At 74.1% G+C, this 18,407-nt stretch carries 9 protein-coding genes; 6 read left to right on the top strand and 3 right to left on the bottom strand.

What is annotated here, in order from left to right:
* Positions 1–52: 52 nt before the first annotated feature.
* Together ACFYX4_RS23895 and ACFYX4_RS23890 are read right to left on the bottom strand one after the other, a co-directional pair.
* A complete protein-coding gene (locus tag ACFYX4_RS23895; RefSeq protein WP_389336777.1) occupies positions 53–2,698 on the bottom strand; it encodes an amino acid adenylation domain-containing protein in 2,646 nt (881 codons plus the stop codon).
* Between the two features lie 6 nt (positions 2,699–2,704).
* Positions 2,705–5,302, bottom strand: a complete 2,598-nt coding sequence (locus tag ACFYX4_RS23890; RefSeq protein ID WP_389336774.1) for a Pls/PosA family non-ribosomal peptide synthetase — start codon at positions 5,300–5,302, stop codon at positions 2,705–2,707.
* Between the two features lie 335 nt (positions 5,303–5,637).
* Between ACFYX4_RS23890 and ACFYX4_RS23885 the strand changes: the two genes are divergently transcribed.
* The 6 genes from ACFYX4_RS23885 (at position 5,638) to ACFYX4_RS23860 (ending at position 16,401) form a co-directional block, all read left to right on the top strand.
* On the top strand, positions 5,638–7,164 hold the full coding sequence (locus ACFYX4_RS23885; protein ID WP_389336771.1) for an acyl-CoA carboxylase subunit beta: 1,527 nt from the start codon (positions 5,638–5,640) through the stop codon (positions 7,162–7,164).
* 74 nt (positions 7,165–7,238) lie between these two features.
* Positions 7,239–9,110: a fatty acyl-AMP ligase gene (locus ACFYX4_RS23880; RefSeq protein ID WP_389336768.1), complete on the top strand. Its 1,872-nt coding sequence runs from the start codon at positions 7,239–7,241 to the stop codon at positions 9,108–9,110.
* Complete coding sequence (locus ACFYX4_RS23875) at positions 9,107–13,294, top strand: beta-ketoacyl synthase N-terminal-like domain-containing protein (protein ID WP_389336765.1); 4,188 nt, start codon at positions 9,107–9,109, stop codon at positions 13,292–13,294. The genes ACFYX4_RS23880 and ACFYX4_RS23875 overlap by 4 nt, the downstream gene beginning before the upstream one ends.
* 15 nt (positions 13,295–13,309) lie before the next feature.
* Entirely contained in the window at positions 13,310–14,263 is a 954-nt protein-coding gene (locus ACFYX4_RS23870) for an alpha/beta hydrolase (protein ID WP_389336762.1), read from the top strand.
* 122 nt (positions 14,264–14,385) lie between these two features.
* Positions 14,386–15,666, top strand: a complete 1,281-nt coding sequence (locus ACFYX4_RS23865) for a PucR family transcriptional regulator (RefSeq protein WP_389336758.1) — start codon at positions 14,386–14,388, stop codon at positions 15,664–15,666.
* 81 nt (positions 15,667–15,747) lie between these two features.
* Positions 15,748–16,401 carry a cutinase family protein gene (locus tag ACFYX4_RS23860; RefSeq protein ID WP_389336755.1) on the top strand — a complete coding sequence of 218 codons (654 nt, stop codon included), beginning with the start codon at positions 15,748–15,750 and terminating at the stop codon, positions 16,399–16,401.
* Between the two features lie 114 nt (positions 16,402–16,515).
* Here ACFYX4_RS23860 and ACFYX4_RS23855 read toward each other — a convergent pair whose 3' ends face one another.
* Positions 16,516–18,285 (bottom strand): hypothetical protein, encoded by a 1,770-nt coding sequence (locus ACFYX4_RS23855; protein WP_389336752.1) that lies wholly within the window; start codon positions 18,283–18,285, stop codon positions 16,516–16,518.
* Positions 18,286–18,407: the final 122 nt, after the last annotated feature.

Genomic DNA, 18,407 nt, shown 5'->3' with positions numbered 1-18,407 from the left:
TTTCGGCGGCGGTGCGCGTGCGGCGGTGCGCGTGCGCTGCCCGCTGTGGGGGTCAGGTTCCGGTGGCGTCGGCGGCTCTGGCATCGACCGTGCGGGCCAGGTCGGCGAGGACCGGGTGGCGGGTGAGGTCGGTGAGGTCCACGGCGCGGTCGAGGGCGATCGCGAGGCGGACGGCGGCGAGGGAGGTGCCGCCGCGGTCGAAGAAGTGGTCGTGGCGGCGGATCCGGTGCTCCGGAACGTCCAGCACCTGCGCCCATCCGGCGGCCAGCCGCCGCTCGGTCGGCGTGCGGGGCGCGTCCCGGTCCGGTCCGGCGGCGGTCTCGGTCGCCGTCTCGGTCGCCGTCTCGGTCGCTGTCCCGGTGGCGGGTTCCGTCCCGTCGAGCCGGGCGGCGAGCGCGGTGAGCGCCTTGCGGTCGATCTTGCCGTTGGCGGTCAGGGGCAGGCTCCGCCGCCAGTGGAAGTCGGAGGGGACCATGTACGCGGGCAGCGACCGGCCGAGCCGTTCGCGCAGGACGTCGTCCGCCAGCGGGCCGCCGCCGGAGTAGAAGGCCACCAGGCGTCCGCCCCGGCCCGCGCCGTCGGCGGTCACCACCGCGCCGTCACGCACCCCGGGTACCCCCAGCATGGCGTTCTCGACCTCGCCGATCTCGATCCGGAAGCCGCGGATCTTGACCTGGGTGTCCCGGCGGCCGAGGAAGTCCAGCACGCCCCCCGGCAGCCAGCGGCCGTGGTCGCCGCTGCGGTAGAGCCGCTCGCCGGGGCGGTGCGGGTCGGCGGTGAAGGCGAGCCGGGTGCGCTCGGGGTCGTTGACGTAGCCGCGGCCGACGCACACCCCGGAGAAGACGATCTCGCCGGGCGCGCCCAGCGGCACCGGTGCCAGGTTCTCGTCGACGACGTACACGCGTACGTTGCCGACGGCGCGGCCGAGCGGGACGCGTTCGCCGTCGGGCGGCCGGTCCATCACATGGTGGTTGGTGTCGTCGGAGGTCTCGGTGAGCCCGTAGGCGTTGACCAGGGTGATCCCGGGCTGGGCCGCGAACCAGCGCTGGACCAGCTCCTTCTTCAGCGCCTCGCCGGTGACCGACACGCACCGCAGCTCGGGCAGGGCGCGCGGACGCCGCTCCAGATAGGTCAGGACGGCGTCGAGGTACGACGGCACGACCTGGAGCACGCCGACCCCGCCGCGGTCGACGGCGTCGACGAACCGGGGGACGTCGAGGATCGTCTCCTGTTCCACGAGCAGAGTGCGCCCGCCGGCCAGGAGCCCGGAGAGCAGCTGCCACAGCGAGATGTCGAAGCACTGGGGGGCCGTCTGGGCAACGACCTGTCCCTCGCCGATGCCGAGGTCGCCGATCTTGGCGTGCAGGTGGTTGAGCAGTCCGGCGTGCTCGCACATGGCGCCCTTGGGTTCGCCGGTGGAGCCGGAGGTGAAGAAGAGGTAGGCGAGCTGATCGGCCGAGACGGGCACGCCCAGGCCGCCGAGATCCCCGTCGCTGCCGAGGGCCCCGTGGCCGCCGAGGTCGCCGTCCTGCTGGGTCTCCGCGTACGCGGTGTCGACGGGGAGCGCCTCGACGGCGGGCAGCGTGGCGAGGGCGTCGTCGAGCGTGGCGGTGCTGCCCTGCTCGGTGAGCACGAGGCGGCATCCGGCGCGGGTGAGCATGGTCGCGACGCGGTCGGCCGGGAAGTGCGGCTCCACGGGCAGATAGGCCCCGCCGGCCTTGAAGACGGCGAGGACGGCGGCCGCCCAGTCCAGGGTCCGTTCGGTCACCACGGCGACGACGTCCTCGCGGCCGAGGCCGCGGGCGAGCAGGGCGCGGCCCAGCCGGTTGGCCCGTGCGTTGAGCTCCCGGTAGGTCCACCGGTCCTCGCCGCGCACGACGGCGACGGCGTCCGGGTGGGTCCGGACCCGCTGCTCGAACAGCTCGTGGACCCGGAGGTCGGGCAGTTCGCGGACGGGTCCGGCGAGTCCGTCGAGCTGGAGACGGAGCTCCTCGGCGGAGAGCAGGCTCCGACGGCCGTGCGGGGCGTCCGGCTCGGCGGCGATCAGGCGGAGCGCGGTGAGGTGGTAGCCCGCGATCCGGGCGGCGCTGTCGGGGTCGAGCGCGTCGGTCCGGTACCGCAGGCGCAGCGTCCACCGGGGGTGCCGGCCGTCGTGTCGCGGGAGCTCCACGCGCAGGACGGCGTCCTCGGGCAGCTCGCCCGCGCCGCCGGTCGGGTCGAACACCGCTTCGGTCGAGGGTCCGGGCAGGCCCAGCTCACGGCGCAGGGCGTCCACGGGGAAGTCCTGGTGCGTCAGCAGGCCGCGGGCGGTCCGGTGGGTGTGCTCCACCAGGGTCCGCCACGGGCCGGGGTCGACGGTCAGCCGGCAGGGCAGCGGCCGGCCTCCGTCCTCGACGACGTGGCCGGTGACGACCTCGCGCTCGCCGGTCAGGGCGGAGAGCACCTTGGCGTGCGCGGCCAGCAGCACCGAGCCGAGGGACACGCCGGTCTCGTCGGCCGTACGGTCCAGGGCGGCGAGCAGGTCGTCGGGGATCGGGACCTCGTGGACGGCGGGGAGCGGGACCTCGTGAACGGCTTCCGGGGTGGCCTCGCGGTCGGTCCCGGCCGTCCGCCAACGGGGGACCGTGGTGGCCCCGCCCGCGGTCAGGACGTCCCGCCAGTAGTCCCTGCCGGCCTGTGTGACCAGTGGTGTCGCCATGCTGACCTACCTCCCCTCGCCGCCGCCGCGAGCGCGCAGCGGTGTGGCCGGATTGCCGCCCCACGAGGCGTCCTGCGGGACGAGCTCCCCCTTCATCAGGAAGGAGTCGGGGGCGAGCACCGCGCCGTCGCCCACCGTCACGCCGTAGTGCACGAAGGCGCCGACGCCGAGGGTGCAGCGGGAGCCGATGGTGCTGCGGTCGGACTTGAAGGTGCCGTCCTCCTGCGAGTGGCACTGGACGACGCTGCCCGCGTTGAGGGTGCAGCCGTCCCCGATGACGACCAGGGACCGTTCGGTGAGGAAGCAGCCGTCGTCGAAGACCTCGCGGCCGAGCCGGACGCCGAGCAGCCGCCAGACCGCGTTCTTGAACGGGGTGCCGTTGAAGATCCGCAAGAACGACTCCGACGGCACCTTCCAGTAGCGCTCGTGCTGCCAGAAACGCCGGTCGTAGATCGAGCAGAGCAGGGGGCGCAGCCGGTGGAACGCCGTGACGAAGCGCTCCAGGAGCACGAAATACACGACCGTGAACAGCACGCCGAGCACGTCGGCCACGGCGATCGCCGGCGCGCCGAACGTGGTGTAGAACTCGGTGGCGGCCGAGGCGAGCAGGGTGAGGCCGAAGACGTAGATCCACCGCGAGCCCAGGTACCGGAGCATGGTGGACGCGTTGTGCCGGTTCTTCGCGGCCAGGGCGGGCCGCCGCTCCTCGGGGGTCTTGAACCGGTCGAACCGGCTGTCCCTGAGCACCGAGCGGGGGATCTCGAAGCTGGGCGAGCCGAGCAGTCCGACGCCTTCGCGGAGCTCGCCGTCGACCGGCACCATGACCTTCGTGGCGAGGAGGCAGTTGTCGCCCGTCCTGCCCTGCGTGGGGTACGCGATCCGGTTGCCGAGGAAGTTGCGGGGTCCGATCGAGGTCCGGGAGACGCGGAAGGCGGTGCTGGAGTAGTCGGCGTTCACCATGGACAGCCCGTCGGCGATCATCGTGCCGCGACCGACGGAGCTCAGGTAGGGCGTCTCGTGCTTCATCTCGGTGCCGAAGTTCGACCCGGTCTGCTCGACGCGGGAGAGGTCGTAGCCGAGGTACCGCAGGTAGTGGACGATGCAGGAGCTGTCGCCGAACAGCCGCTTCAGGAGCCGCCAGTTGGTGAGGAGCGTGATCGTCCGGTGCACGCTGTGGTGGTAGCCGTACAGGGGGTAGACCCGGTCGGGTTTCACCGTCTTGCCGAGCAGGCGGGGGACGGTGGTGAGGAGAAGGAGTCCGGCGGGCACGGCGCCGAAGACGACCACGAAGGACAGGAGCAGGGCGTCGACGTAGAACGATCCCTCGGTGAAGACCATGGGTCCCGGCTCCAGGGCGGCGCTGAGCTGTGGGAGCTCGGCGAGCAGCGCGAACACGCCGCCGACCGCGAGCGGTACGTACACGCCCAGCGCGACCAGCAGTTGCAGCCCGCTGTGGGTCGCCCTGCGCAGCGCGCCGCAGCGGACCGAGCCCACCGTGCGGTAGTCGACGTCGGTCGGCTGGGCCGGGGAGCCGTGCCAGCGCTCACCGGCCGGTACGGTCTGCCCGCGGTGCAGCGAGGAGGCGTGGCCGAGCTGGGCGCCGTCGCCGAGCGAGGTGTCGATGTCGAGCACCGTGGCCTCGCTGACCAGCACGTTCTTGCCCAGGGTGACGGGTCCCGGCTGGATCAGTCCGGCGTGGGCCCGGTAGCAGGTGAAGGAGGAGTCCTTGCGGACGACGGTGTCGTCGCCGACGGTGAACAGGTCGGTGCACACGGGCACGGTCTTGGAGAGGATGACGACGCCGCGCCCCACCTTCGCGCCCAGGGCCCGCAGATAGAAGAGGTAGAGCGGCGACCCGTGGAACAGCACCAGGGGGTCGGAGCGGATCAGGGTCTTGACGATCCAGAAGCGGACGTAGGGCAGGCTCCAGACGCGTATCTCGCGGGGCTTCCACCGGCCGACGAGCGCCCACTTGACGATGACGGGGAGGGCGCACAGGCCCACGAACGCGGCGGCCCCGAACAGGACCGACCGCAGGTACAGCTCGGCCGCGCCGGACCCGGCGGAGATCCACTCGTAGCCCCGTTCGGCGATCACGGCGATGAGGTAGGCGTAGCCGAGGAAGGCCAGCAGTTGCAGGACGCCGCACAGGACGTAGTGCGGGGTGCCCGCGGGGGGCGGGGCGGGCGGCCCTGACCGGGCGGGAGCGGTGGACGCCGGGAGCGCCCGCGAGCCCGGGGCGGTGTCGGTCCGTTCGAAGGCGGCCTCGGCCCGTTCGACGGCCGCGGCGTCGGCGAGGGCCGTCGCCAGGCAGCGGATCGTCGGATGCCGGTAGATGTCCTTCATGGACACCGACGGCAGGTCGGGCCGTTTCCTGATCCTGGCGCAGAAGTGCGCCATCACCAGCGAGTCGGCGCCCAGCTCGTCGAAGAAGTGGGCGTCGGCCGGGACGTGCTCGACGCGGACGACGTCCGCCAGTACCGGGGTGAGGATCCTTTCGAGTACGGCCGGATCGCCGTACCCGTCGTCCAGGAGGGTCGTGGACTCTTCCAGCGTGGATTCCGCCAGCGTGGAGGGCAGTGTCTCCACCGGCTTGTCCGCCATGTCAGCTCCGGGGGTTCCGAGGAAGTGCCGGTCGGCAATGGCCGGTTCGCGCGGCACGTCGGTATAGGCCAGGGGCCTTGGTCGCACCCATGCTCTTCATTCGACACGGAGGGGCAGGCAGATCTCCAAAAGGGTGTTTTTCTTACATTTCGGACATTGTCTCGTATCGCGAGACGTCTTGTCACCCGCGGACGAAACCCCGGCCCCGCGAGACTCACCTCTCGCACACAGAACGGCGAACCCCTCGGCCCGCCCCCGGGGCGCTGCCATATTCGGTAGCCCCTTCGGAGGTGGCTGTGACACCAGAAGCGACGACATCCCGGGTGAGGACCCGTGTGCCCGACGGCACCGCCGAGCGCATCGCCGTCCTGGAGCGGCGCCGGGCGCAGGCGGTGGCCGGGGGCGGACCGAGGAGACGCGGGGAGTTCGGCGCCCGGGAGCGGATCGGCCTGCTGCTGGACGAGGACTCGTTCACCGAGACGGGACTGTTCGTCCGGGCCCGGCCCACCGGGGACGGCGCCCGCCGCCCGTACGGCGACGGCGTGGTCACCGGGCACGGCACGGTCGACGGCCGGCCGGTCTGCGTGTTCGCCCAGGACTCCGCCGTCTTCGGCGGCAGCATGGGTGAGGCCTTCGGGGAGAAGACCGTCGCCCTGATGGACCTGGCCCTCAAGACGGGCTGCCCGGTCATCGGGCTCAACGACGGCGGCGGCGCCCGCATCCAGGAGGGCGTCGCCTCCCTCGCCCTCTACGCCGAGCTGGTGCGCCGCAATGTGCGCGCGTCCGGGGTGATCCCGCAGATCTCGGTCGTCCTCGGGCCGTGCGCCGGCGGGGCCGCCTACTCCCCCGCCATCACCGACTTCACCGTGATGGTGGACGGCGCCTCGCACATGTTCGTCACCGGGCCCGACGTCATCGAGGCCGTCACCGGCGAGCGCGCGAGCGCCGAGGAGCTGGGCGGTGCCCGCGCCAGCAACTCCGTCAACGGCAACGCGCACTTCCTCGCCGCCGACGAGAAGGAGGCCCTCGACACCGTCCGCGACCTGCTGTCGTATCTGCCCGCCAACAACATGGAGCGGCCCCCGCGGTACACCCCGGCCGAGGTGCCCGCCGGCGCGCGGCTGGACGAGGTGGTGCCCGACCGGCTCGGCCAGGCGTACGACATGCGCGACGTCCTGCGGGCGGTCGTCGACGACGGGGAGCTGCTGGAGGTCCAGGAGCTGTTCGCGCCGAACATCGTGTGCGCGCTGGCCCTGGTCGAGGGCGGCCCCGTCGGCGTGGTCGCCAACCAGCCGCTGCACGCGGCCGGCGTCCTGGACATCGACGCCTCCGAGAAGGCCGCGCGCTTCGTGCGGTTCTGCGACGCCTTCGGGCTGCCGATCCTGACCTTCGCCGACGTCCCCGGCTATCTCTCCGGGGTCCGCCAGGAGCAGGCCGGCATCATCCGGCGCGGCGCGAAGCTGCTGTACGCCTACGCCGAGGCGACCGTCCCCAAGGTCACCGTGGTGGTGCGCAAGGCGTACGGCGGCGGGTACGCGGTGATGGGCTCCAAGCACCTGGGCGCCGACGTCAACCTCGCCTGGCCCACGGCGCGCATCGCCGTCATGGGCGCGGAGGGCGCGGTGGGCGTCCTGCACCGGCGTGAGCTCGCCGCGGCCGACGACCCCGAGGCGCTGCGGGCCCGGCTCGTCGCCGCGTACGAGAGCACCTACGGCACGCCCTATCTCGCCGCCGAGCGCGGTTACGTCGACGCCGTCATCGCCCCGCGCGACACCCGCGCCCACGTCTGCCGCGCCCTGCGCGCGCTGCGCGGCAAGCGCGCCCCGGCGCCGGAGCGCCGGCACGGCAACATCCCCCTCTGATCAGCGCCGTCGATCACCCCGGCCGACCTGGACCGCTCGGCCCGCGCCCCCCGCGATGTGAGGAGCCACGCCTGATGGACAACCGCCGCCCCCCGCTCGCCCCCGCGTACCGGAGTCTGCCGGAGCACGTGCGGCACTGGGCCGAAACCGCCCCGGAACGACGGGCGTTCACCTTCGTCGACCATCCCGCCCCGCACACCCGAGGCGTCCACCGCACACTGACCTGGCGACGGCTGGATTTGCGGGTGCGGGCGGTGGCCGCCCGGCTGGCCGAGGAGGCCGGGCCGGGGGCGCGGGTCGCGCTGCTGTGCCCGCAGGGCGTCGAGTACGTCACCGGGTTCCTCGCGGCGCTCGCCGCCGGCCTGGTCGCCGTACCGCTGTATCCGCCCGGTCTGCCCGGGCACGGGGACCGGCTCTCGGCGGTGCTCGCGGACGCGGAACCGGCGGTGGTGCTGACGACACGTCAGACACTGGACGAGGTACGGGGGTTCTGTTCGGGAAGGCCGGTGCGGGTGCTCGCCGTGGACGACGTTCCCGACGCCGCCGCCGGTGGACCGCCGGACAGGGGGCACGCGGTGCCGGACCCGGATGCGGTCGCCTACCTCCAGTACACCTCCGGGTCGACCCGCACCCCGGCGGGGGTGGAGATCAGCCACGCCAACGTCGTCGCCAACGCCCGCCAGTCGCTGGCCGCTTACGGCGCCGAGGCGGATCCGGTGACCTGTGTGGGGTGGCTGCCGCTGTACCACGACATGGGGCTCGTCCTGAGCGTCGCCGCCCCGGTGGTGCGGGGTCTGCTGTCGGTGCTCATGGATCCGGTGGCCTTCCTCCACGAGCCCGTGCGCTGGCTGCGGCTGCTGTCCGCGCATCCGCGGGCGGTGAGCGCGGCCCCCAACTTCGCGTACGACTTTTGCGCCGCGGCCGTCACCGACGCGCAGAAGGCGGACCTGCGGCTGGGCGGGGTCGCCGCGCTGATCAACGGCAGCGAGCCGGTGCGGCCCGGCACCGCCGACCGCTTCCACGCCGCCTTCGCCGCGCAGGGGCTCGCACCGGAGACGCACTGTCCCTCGTACGGGCTCGCCGAGGCCACCGTGTTCGTCTGCGCCGCGCGGCCCGGGGAGCTGTTGCGGCGGTTCGCGCTCGACCGGGACGCCCTCGCCTCCGGGAAGGCGCTGCCCGCGCGCCCGGACGATCCCACGGCCGTCCTGCTGGCCGGCTGCGGTTCTCCGGCGGGCCAGCGGGTCCGCGTCGCCGATCCGGTGTCCCGCGTGGCGCTGTCGGAGGGGGAGGTGGGCGAGATCTGGGTGCAGGGTCCCAACGTGGGCCGCGGGTACCGGGGTCAGGACGGGCTCACGGGGCGCGTCTTCGGCGTGGGGCTCGCCGGTGAGGGGTGTGCGGGTGGCGCGGGTGCGGGGTGCGCCGGTGGCGCGGGCGCGGGCGACGGGTGCGCCGGTGGCGCGGGCGCGGGTGCGGCGTGCGGCTGTGACGTTCGCGGTGACGTCGGCGGCGGCTCGGGGGGCTGGCTGCGCACCGGGGATCTCGGGGCTTTCCTGGAAGGGCAGTTGATCGTCACCGGCCGGCTGAAGGACCTCATAGTCGTCGACGGCCGCAATCACTATCCGCAGGACGTGGAGGTCACGGCCCAGGACGCGCACCCCGCGGTGCGGCGCGACCGGCTGGCCGCGTTCGGGGTGCCGGGCGGCTCGGGCGAGCAGGTCGTCGTCGTGGCGGAGCACGCGCGGACCGCGCGCCTCGCGGAGATCGACGTGCCGGCCCTGACGCGCGCGGTGCGCGCCGCCGTCTCGGCCCGGCACGGGCTGCGGCTCGCGGACGTGGTGCTCGTCCCGCCGGGGACCGTGCCCCGCACGTCGAGCGGCAAGGTGTCGCGGACGCTGACCCGGGAGCGCTACCTCGCCGGCGCCTACCCGGCCCGGACCGCGGGATGACGGCCGTCGACGAGCGCGAGCTGCGCCGTCTGGTCGCCGAGCGGATCGCCGGGCGGGTGGCCGCCTGGAACGGCACGGCCCCCGGGGACGTCCCGATGGACCGGCCGCTGGCGGACCTCGGCATGTCCTCGCGGGACGCGGTGACGCTGGCCGGGGAGCTGTCCGGGGTGACGGGCCGCGAGCTGCCGGCGACGCTGGTGTGGGAGGCGGCCACCGGGGACGACCTGGTGGCGCGGGTGTGCGACGCGGCGGCGGAGCGGCCTTCGGAGGCGGTCCCTCCGGCGGCACCGGTGTCTGCGGCGTCACCGGTGTCTGCGGGGTCACCGGTGTCTGCGGGGTCCCCCGGCGGTGCTCATCCGGCGGTGGCCGACGAGCCCGTCGCCGTCGTCGGCGTCGGCTGCCGGCTGCCGGGCGGTGTGCGCGGTCCGGGCGACTACTGGCGGCTGCTGTGCGAGGGGGGCGACGCGATCCGGCGGGTTCCGGAGGACCGGTGGCGGGACTTCACCGCCTTCCCGCCCGCCGACGCTCCCCCGTACGGCGGCTATCTCGACGACGTCGCCGGGTTCGACGCCGACTTCTTCCGCGTCGCCCCGCGCGAGGCCGCGGTGATGGATCCGCAGCAGCGGATCCTGCTGGAGGTCGTCCACGAGGCCCTCGACCACGCCTCCGTCCCGGCGGCGTCCCTCGCCGGGACCCCGACCGGCGTCTTCGTCGGCGTCTCCGCCCCGGAGTACGGGCAGCTCACCGGGGCCGACGCCGCCGCCGTCGATCCCCGGGCGCCGGCGGGCGGAGCCCTGAGCGTCACCGCCGGCCGGCTGGCGTACGTGCTGGACACGCGCGGGCCGACGATGGCCGTCGACACCGCCTGCTCCTCCTCGCTGGTGGCGGTGCACCAGGCCTGCGTCAGCCTGCGCTCGGGGGAGAGCGACACGGCGATCGCGGCCGGGGTCAACCTGCTGCTCTCGCCCGTCGTCACGGTCGCGTTCCGGCGGGCGGGGGCCCTCGCGCCGGACGGACGGTGCAAACCGTTCTCGCCCGCGGCCGACGGCATCGGACGCGGCGAGGGCTGCGCGGCCGTGCTGCTGAAGCGGCTGTCGGACGCGGAGCGGGACGGCGACCGCGTCCTCGCCGTCGTCCGCGCCACGGCCGTCAACTCCGACGGCCGCTCCAACGGGCTCCTGGCCCCCAACCCGGCAGCACAGCAAGCCCTGTTGAGGACCGCGTACGCGCGGGCCGGGATCGTCCCCGCGCTCGTCGACCACGTCGAGGCGCACGGGACCGGGACCCCGCTGGGCGATCCCATCGAGGCGGGCGCGCTCGGCGCGGTGCTCGGCGCGGACCGCGACCCCGACCAGCCGCTGCTGCTCGGCTCGGTCAAGGGCAACCTCGGGCATCTGGAGTCCGCCGCGGGCATCGCCGGCCTGGTGAAGACGGTGCTGGCGCTGCACCACGACCTCCTCCCGCCGTCCCTGCACTGCGCCGGGGGCAGCGCCCTGACCGACGAACGGCTGCGGGTGGTGACCGAACCGGAGCCATGGCCCCGCTACGGCGGCACGGCCACCGCCGGGGTCTCCGCGTTCGGCTTCGGCGGCACCAACGCCCATGCCGTGCTGGAGGAATGGCGACCGGCCCCCGGACCACGGCCCGAGGCCCCCGGCGACTCCCGCTCCCCCGCGCGGGAGCCGGCCGCCCGCCTGCACCTCCTCGGCGACCTCGACGCCGTCCGCGTCCAGGACACCGCCGCCCGCCTCGCTGACTGGCTCCGCACGCCCGAGGGGAGCGCCGCGCACCCCGCCGACGTGGCGCGCACGCTCGCCGGACGGACGGGCCGGGGCCCCGTGCGGGCCGCCGTCGTCGCGCGCGACCACGACGAACTCGCCGACGGGCTGGACGCGTTGGCGCAGGGGCGCACACACGCGCGGGTCGTCACCGGTGAGCGGGATCTCGTCGGGCAGCACGGTCCGGTGTGGGTCTTCTCCGGGTACGGCAGCCAGTGGGCCGGCATGGGACGCCGACTGCTGCGCGAGGAGCCCGCCTTCGCCGCCGCCGTGGAGAAACTCGACCCGCAGCTGGCCGCGGAGTGCGGGGTGTCCCTGTACGAGCAGCTGGCGTCGGAGCTGCCTCTCGATCAGCTGGAGGTGTCCCAACCGGTGTTGTTCGGCTGCCAGTTGGCGCTGGCGGAGCTGTGGCGTTCCCATGGCGTGGAGCCCGCCGCCGTGATCGGTCACTCGCTGGGCGAGGTGGCCGCCGCGGTGTGCGCGGGCGCGCTCGACGTGTCGGACGCGGCACGGGTCGTCGCCGTGCGGGCCCGGCTGCTCAGCGGGCTGAGCGGCGGCGCGATGGCGGTCGTGGACCTCGACGACGGTGAACTCCTCGCTCTGGAGCGGGACTTCCCCGGTGTCCAGGTCGCCGTGCACTCCTCGCCCGGACAGAAGGTGGTCACCGGGGAGGAGCCGGCGGTGGCCCGGCTGGTGCGCCGGCTGGAGCGGGAGGGGCGGGCGGCGCGCGTCATGCGCGTGGTCGGCGCCGGCCACTCGTCCCAAGTCGATCCGCTGCTGCCGGAGTTGATCGAGTCACTGGCCGGTATTCAGCCCGGACGGTCTCAACTCCCCTTCTATTCCACCGTCCTGGACGATCCGCGCGGCGACTGCGTGTTCGACGCCGCCCACTGGGCCGCGAACCTGCGGCGGCCCGTGCGACTGGACCGGGCGGTCGCGGCGGCCTCGGCGGACGGCCACACCGCCTTCGTCGAGATCTCGCCCCATCCGGTGCTGACCCGGGCCGTCACCGACACCGCGCCCGGCGCCCTCGCCGTCGGCTCGCTGCGCCGCGACACCGACGGCTCGGCGGGGTTCCTCGCCCAGGTGGGCACCCTGTACGCGGCGGGCGGCCGACTGCCGCTGCCGCCCGGCCGGGTCGTGGACCTGCCCGCACCGCGCTGGCGGCACATCCGGCACTGGTGGACGGACGGGCGTCCTCTCCCGACGGCCACACCCACAACGGCCGCGTCCACGCCCACGACAGCCGCGTCCGCGCTCCCGACGGCCGCACCCACGGCGGCCTCGCCCCCGGCCCCACCCCCACCCCCGCCGCTGGAGGCCGACACCAGGCCGGACACCTCCGTCCTCGGCCGGCTCCGCCACCACATCGTCTCCGTGACCGGCCATCCCCCGGCCCGTGTCACCCCCGCCACGGCCCTCGCCGACCTCGGTCTGGACTCGTTGTCGGCGGTCCGCGTCCGTGCCGCCCTGCAAAGGGAGTTCGGGACGGAGCAGTTGCCGCTGCGGGAGCTGCTCGGCGCGGCCACCGTCGAGGAGGCGGCCGTCCGCGTCGAACGGGCGCTGTCCGCACGGCCGCCCGGCCCGCCGCCGCTCCGCACCCTGCGCCCCGGCGGCTCCCACGCCCCGCTGTTCCTCTTCCACGCCGCCGGCGGCACGACCGACGTCTACCGGACGCTCGTCGAACGCCTCGGTGCGCAACTCGTGGAGGAACGGCCGGTATTCGGGCTGGAGCGGCTCGACGAGGTCCGCACGGTGACCGGCAAAGCGCGCCGCTACGCCGAAGCGGTGGCCGCCGCCTGTCCCGACGGGCCCTGTGTGCTCGCCGGTTGGTCCTTCGGCGGCTTCGTCGCCCAGGAGACCGCACGCCAACTCGTCGCCGCCGGACGGCAGGTGGACCTGGTGGCGCTCATCGACTCGGTACGGCCGCTCCCCGGGACGGACCGCTCACCGGCCGACCGGGTCCGCGCCCACTTCGAGGGCTTCGCCCGCCATGCCGCCGACGCCTACGGGGTGCGGCTGGAGCTGCCGTACGACGAGCTCGTGGCGATGGACGACGACGGCGACCGCGTCGACGTCGTGCTGCGGGCGCTGCGCAAGGCCGCCCTCGGTGTGCCGCCGGCCGCCCTGGAGCACCAGCGCGCCTCCTACGTGGACCTCCGCATCGGCGAGGCGCACCGGCCGGGGCGCTACGCGGGGCGCGTGGTGCTGTTCCGGGCCACTGAGCCCGCGCCGCACACCGTGCGCGATCCGGCGTACGAGCGGCAGGACGAGTCGCTCGGCTGGGACGAGGTGTGCCCGGACCTGACGGTCGTACCGGTCGCCGGTCACCATCTGTCGCTCCTGGACCCGCCGTTCGTCGACGAGATCGCCGACCGTCTGCACCGCGAACTCCGCCGCCCCTGACCCGAGGAGAGCCGCATGTCCCACCGCACCGCCGAGGGCGAGCCGTACGCGTCACGGCGCGCCGTCGCCAGAGCCGCGGCGGCCGTCGGCCTGGCCGCCCTGTTCTCCGCCGCCGGGACGGGCGCGGCGCGGGCCGCGACCCGGCTCGGGCCGCGCACCTTCGACGTGTCCGTGCCGTCCCTCGCCCTGGGGCGCGCCGCGCCGCTGCGGCTGATCCTGCCGTCGAGCTTCGCCGCGCAGCCGACGCGGACCTACCCCGTGCTGTATCTGCTGCACGGGGCGCACGACGACTACACGTCCTGGACCAGGGAGACCGACATCGAGGCCTTCACCGAGGGCCGGGACCTCATCGTCGCGATGCCGGACGCGGGCCCCACCGGGATCCCCACCGACTGGCGGATCGGCCCCGACTACGAGACCTTCCAGATCAACGAGGTCCCCGCGCTGCTGGCCCGCTCCTACCGGGCCTCCGGCGTCCGGGCCGTCGCCGGGGTGTCCACCGGCGGCTACGGCGCGATGGCGCACGCGGCGCGCCACCCGGGGACGTTCGCCGCCGCGGCCTCGTACAGCGGCCTCCTCGACACCACCGCGCCGGGTGTGCCCGCCCTGGTGGACGCCATCGTGGCGCGCGAGAACCTGCTGCCCCTCTCCCTGTGGGGCAATCCGCTCCTGAATCTGCTCACCTGGCGGGACTTCAACCCGCGGGCCCGCGCGGAGGGCCTGCGCGGCACCGCCCTGTACGTCTCCAGCGGCAGCGGGATACCGGGCGGCGTCGGCGACTGGCTCCCCGGGGCGCTGGAGAGCCTGCTGTGGCCCTCGGCGCACCTGTTCACCGACGCCCTCGCGCTGCTCCGCATCCCGGTCACCACCCACTACTACCCGGGCGGGGGGCACGACTGGGCTTACTGGAGAGGGGAGTTCACGTCCTCGTGGCCGATGCTCGCCCGTGCGCTGGGGGTGCCGGAGTGAGGCCGGTGCCGTCGGGGCACGGAACGGAGCGCAGGGGACGTCCGTCCAACCCTGGACTCGTCCCTCGCCCCACGGGCAACGGTCCGCGGGTGAGCCGCTTCCGGGTGAAAGGAGGGTCCGCCGTGGCTTCCCCCACCCCGCACGGCGCACCGGAGGGCCTCGGAGCCGCCGCGGTGCCGCCGGATCTGGCCCTGCTGCTGCGCGACCAGCTGGAGGCCGTCGCCGACGAGGTGGAGGAGGAGGTGCGCCGGCAGGTCCCGGAGTACGCTCGGCCGGCCGACGGGACGTACCGCGCGCACCTGAGAGCCGGGGTGGTGCAGGCGCTGACCCTGTTCGTGGACCACATCGCCGACCCGCGCGGCCAGGGGGCCGCGATCACCGCGACGTACTACGAGCTGGGCCGCGGTGAGGCGTTGGAGGGCCGCAGCCTGGACGCGTTGCAGTCCGCGCTGCGGGTCGGCGGGCTGCACGCCTGGCGGCTGATGGGCCGTACGGCGGAGGAGGTCGGGCTGGACTCGGCGGCCGTGGCCGGGCTGGGCGAGCTGGCGTTCCGGACGGTGCACGAGGTCGCGGAGGCGGCGGCGGCCGGGTACGCGGAGGCCCGGCTGCGCAGCACGGACGAGCTGGAACGGCGCCGCAGGCGGCTGCTCGACCTGCTGCTGGGCGATCCGCCGGCGGCCCCGGAGGCCGTGCAGGATCTGGCGCACGGGGCGCGCTGGCCGGTGCCGCGGCAGGTGGCGGTGGTCGCGCTCGCGGCGACCGCGGACCAGCGTGAGGAGGACCGTCCGCTGGCGGCGGCGGGGGCGCTGGTGGACATGGAGTCCAGGCCGCCGCGGATGCTGGTGCCCGACCCGGACGGTTCGGCCCGGTTCGGCGGGCGGGCGTTCGCGCTCGCACTGCGCGGCCGGCCGGCCGCGATCGGGCCGACGGTGCCGCTCGCCGAGGCCGCCCGGTCTCTGCACTGGGCCAGCCGGGCGCTCGGGCTGATGGGCCGTGGGATCCTTCCCCGGCAGGGCGTGGTGCGGTGCTCCGAGCACCTGTCGACGCTGCTGCTGCACAGCGACGAGCCGATGCTCGCCCAGCTGCGGTCGCGGTGCCTCGCGCCCCTCGACGCGGTCTCGGAGGGGCAGCGCGGCCGGCTCGCGGAGACGCTGCTGGCGTGGCTGCTCAGCGGCAGCAACGTGCCCGACGTCGCCGCGCGTCTGCACGTCCACCCGCAGACGGTCCGCTACCGCCTGCGCCAGCTCGACAAGCTCTTCGGCGACGCCCTGCACGATCCGGGGGCCCGCCTGGACCTCATTCTCGCGCTGCGCGCCGAGTCGCTGCACGCGAATTCATCGGGCGCGCACTCCGCACTCACTTCGGCAACAGATTCCGACGCGATTATGAATTCCCGTCCATAACACTTAGCCGGTCCACGCGAATACGTTCGTGGCGTCCTTTTCCGTAGGCGCTTCCCCGCGCCCCACCCTCAAAGGATCCCCATGCGTATCCGCTTGTGCCTCGCCGCGCTCTCGCTGGTCGGCGGGGCCGGACTGGCCACCCTCTCGGCGCCCGCCGCCTCGGCCGTCCCCTCGGCCGCCGCCTGCACGAACGTCGACGTCATCGCGGCCCGCGGGACGTTCGAGCCGGGCAATCTCGGTCTGATCGTCGGCGACCCGGTGTATTCCGCGCTCCAGCGGAAACTGACGGGCAAATCCCTTTCCAGCTACAAGGTGAACTATCCCGCGGACCTTTCCCTGACGTCGGCGGCGCAGGGAAACGCGGATCTGGTGAACCATGTGCGGAGCCAGGCCGCCGCCTGCCCGAACCAGCGTTTCGTGCTGGTGGGCTATTCGCAGGGCGCGAACGTCGTCGACAACTCCATCGGCGTCAGCAGCGCGGGCGCGGTGGTCGGCAGCCCCATCGTCGCCACCATTCCCGCCGCGCTGGAGCCGCGGGTGGCCGCGGTGCTGCTGTTCGGCAACCCGATCCGGGCCCTCGGCAAGAGCGTCACCGGCACCTACCAGAGCCGCACGATCGACTTCTGCGCCGCGGGCGACCCCATCTGCGTCAACGGCGGGGACGACGTGCTGGCGCACCTCGGTTACACCGCGAACGCGGAGGCGGCGGCCACGTTCGCCGCGGGCAAGGTCTGAGCACCACAGCACCTCAGCACCTCAGCACCACCGGTCATCGGTCATTGGCCACCGGCACAAGAAATGGGCCCGGGAGGGGATGTCCTCCCGGGCCCGTCTCGTCTCTGTGCGGGGCTACTTGGGGGTTCGGGCGAACTCGGTGAGCGCCGCCGAGACCGGTTCGGGCCGGCCGTCGTTCTGCGCGGGCGCGGCGGTCAGCACGTCGAGGTGCTGGTAGCCGTCGGCGACCACGGGGTGGAGGTCGGGCGGGATGCGGCCCGCGAGCAGTCCGTCGCCCGCGAGCACGGTGAGCGTCGGGTTGGCAGTGAGGCCCACCGGGTGCGCCAGGAGCCGCTTCACCTGCGGCGAGTCGGCCAGTTGGAGGTCGGTGACGAGTTTCGTCGGGAAGTACTGCTCGGTGAAGTCGAGCGGCTGCTCGGCCAGGCTGCGGGCGAGCTCCTGGATGTCGGTGACCTCCTTGCCCGCGCCGGTGAACGGCGTCCCGTCGGCCGACCGGTGTCCGGGGTCGTCGGGATCGCCGACGCGGTCGTAATTGCGCCATGTGTACAGCGGTCCGTGCGGCCGGTCCGGGATGGCCTTGTACTCACTGCCGAACAGCGCCGGGAGCTGTCCGCTGCCGTTGGCGACGGGGAAGCTCTTGTCGGCGATCGGCCCGCCGTCGAAGAAGCCGACGCTGCTCTGGAGGAACGCCAGCGGCACGGAGTGGTCGTCCATCAGCGCGCCGAGCACGGCCTCGTTGGTGAGCCGGAAGTCCCTCACCGCGGGCGAGCCGGTGACGAACGCGGCGGCGTCCTTGGAGAACAGGAAGCGGTTGGTGGCCTCGATGTTGGTGGTCCGGGGCAGGTAGGACGGCAGGTCGGCCTCGCCGTCCGGGTCCTGCACCGCGCCCAGTCCCGCGATGGCCAGCAGGGTCATCGTCTCGGGGTTGAGCAGGACCGGCGCGGACAGCGAGCGGGAGAGCAGTCCGCTGTCGAGCCCGGCCTGGACGACGCCGTGACCGAGGCCGATGTCGGGCAGGTTGGTGTCGTCGGGGATGCTGCCGCTCAGGTCGGCGAGCGACGTGGAGACGGTGGTGTCGAGGGCGAAGTAGCCGGCGCACTGGTTGTAGCCGGCGTCGGCGGTGGTGGTGCGGTCGCCGTCGAAGTCGGCGACCGCGAAGTACCCGGTGACGACTCCGCCGAGCGAGTGCCCGCCGCACAGCACCTTGCTCTTGCGCACGCTCTGCTGCGGGAGTTCGGCGGTGAGCAGGTCGTACTGGTCGCGGACGGTCTGCTCGACGCCCAGCCGCGCCATCCATCCGAGGCGCTCGTTGCCGACGAACCCGGCGAAGGCACGGCCCTCGACCGGTCGACCCCGGTAGTAGTAGTCGACGGCGGTGTGCTGGTCGCCGGAGGCGATCCCGGTGCGGTCCTCCAGACAGTTGGAACGCCGGTCCAGGGCCCAGAACTCGATGTGCCCGCCCTGGGCCGCGGCGCGGGCCACGGTGTTGCGGGCGACGCTGTCGAAGGCCCCGGCGCCCTCCAGGATGCCCGGCTGGGCGACGAGGATCCGGTCGGCGTCGGCCGAGGCGGCCGGCCCGGCGGAGGACCGGTAGCGCAGGTAGGACAGCCAGTCGCACGCCGCCGGCCGCGCCCCGAAGGACGCCGGCAGCGGCGAGCGCATGCGGACCAGCGTCTCGGTCACGCCGGTGACCGGACTGGTCGACGCCACGGGCGTCTCGGTCCGCGCGCTCGCCGCACGCGTGTCGGTCTGAGCATCGGCCGGCGAGCCGTTTCGTGTGTCGGCCTGGGTGTCGGGGGTCGCCGCGGTGAGCGCCCCGGTGGTCAGCAGCACCGCGAGAGCGACGCCGCGCCACGTACTCCTTCTGCTGCGGGTCGTGTTCATGGCGGGACCGTAGGACCGGGCGGACCGGGTGATCCGGCGATGCTCACAAGAACGCAGCGAAGGGTGGCGCGTTTGTCACCGGTCGCGGACCGTGCCGTCGGAGACGTTCCCGCACGCCGTCT

The organism is Streptomyces sp. NPDC002328 (assembly GCF_042890065.1).
Lineage (GTDB): Bacteria > Actinomycetota > Actinomycetes > Streptomycetales > Streptomycetaceae > Streptomyces.
The sequence above is the reverse complement of the archived record's forward strand: the minus strand, read 5'-3'. Positions and strand labels throughout refer to the sequence as shown.

Bases quoted from the DNA above. Each gene is read 5' to 3' on its own strand.
- ACFYX4_RS23895 (WP_389336777.1), bottom strand. From the start codon at position 2,698: ATGGCGACACCACTGGTCACACAGGCCGGCAGGGACTACTGGCGGGAC.
- ACFYX4_RS23890 (WP_389336774.1), bottom strand. From the start codon at position 5,302: ATGGCGGACAAGCCGGTGGAGACACTGCCCTCCACGCTGGCGGAATCC.
- ACFYX4_RS23880 (WP_389336768.1), top strand. From the start codon at position 7,239: ATGGACAACCGCCGCCCCCCGCTCGCCCCCGCGTACCGGAGTCTGCCG.
- ACFYX4_RS23875 (WP_389336765.1), top strand. From the start codon at position 9,107: ATGACGGCCGTCGACGAGCGCGAGCTGCGCCGTCTGGTCGCCGAGCGG.
- ACFYX4_RS23870 (WP_389336762.1), top strand. From the start codon at position 13,310: ATGTCCCACCGCACCGCCGAGGGCGAGCCGTACGCGTCACGGCGCGCC.
- ACFYX4_RS23860 (WP_389336755.1), top strand. From the start codon at position 15,748: ATGCGTATCCGCTTGTGCCTCGCCGCGCTCTCGCTGGTCGGCGGGGCC.
- ACFYX4_RS23855 (WP_389336752.1), bottom strand. From the start codon at position 18,285: ATGAACACGACCCGCAGCAGAAGGAGTACGTGGCGCGGCGTCGCTCTC.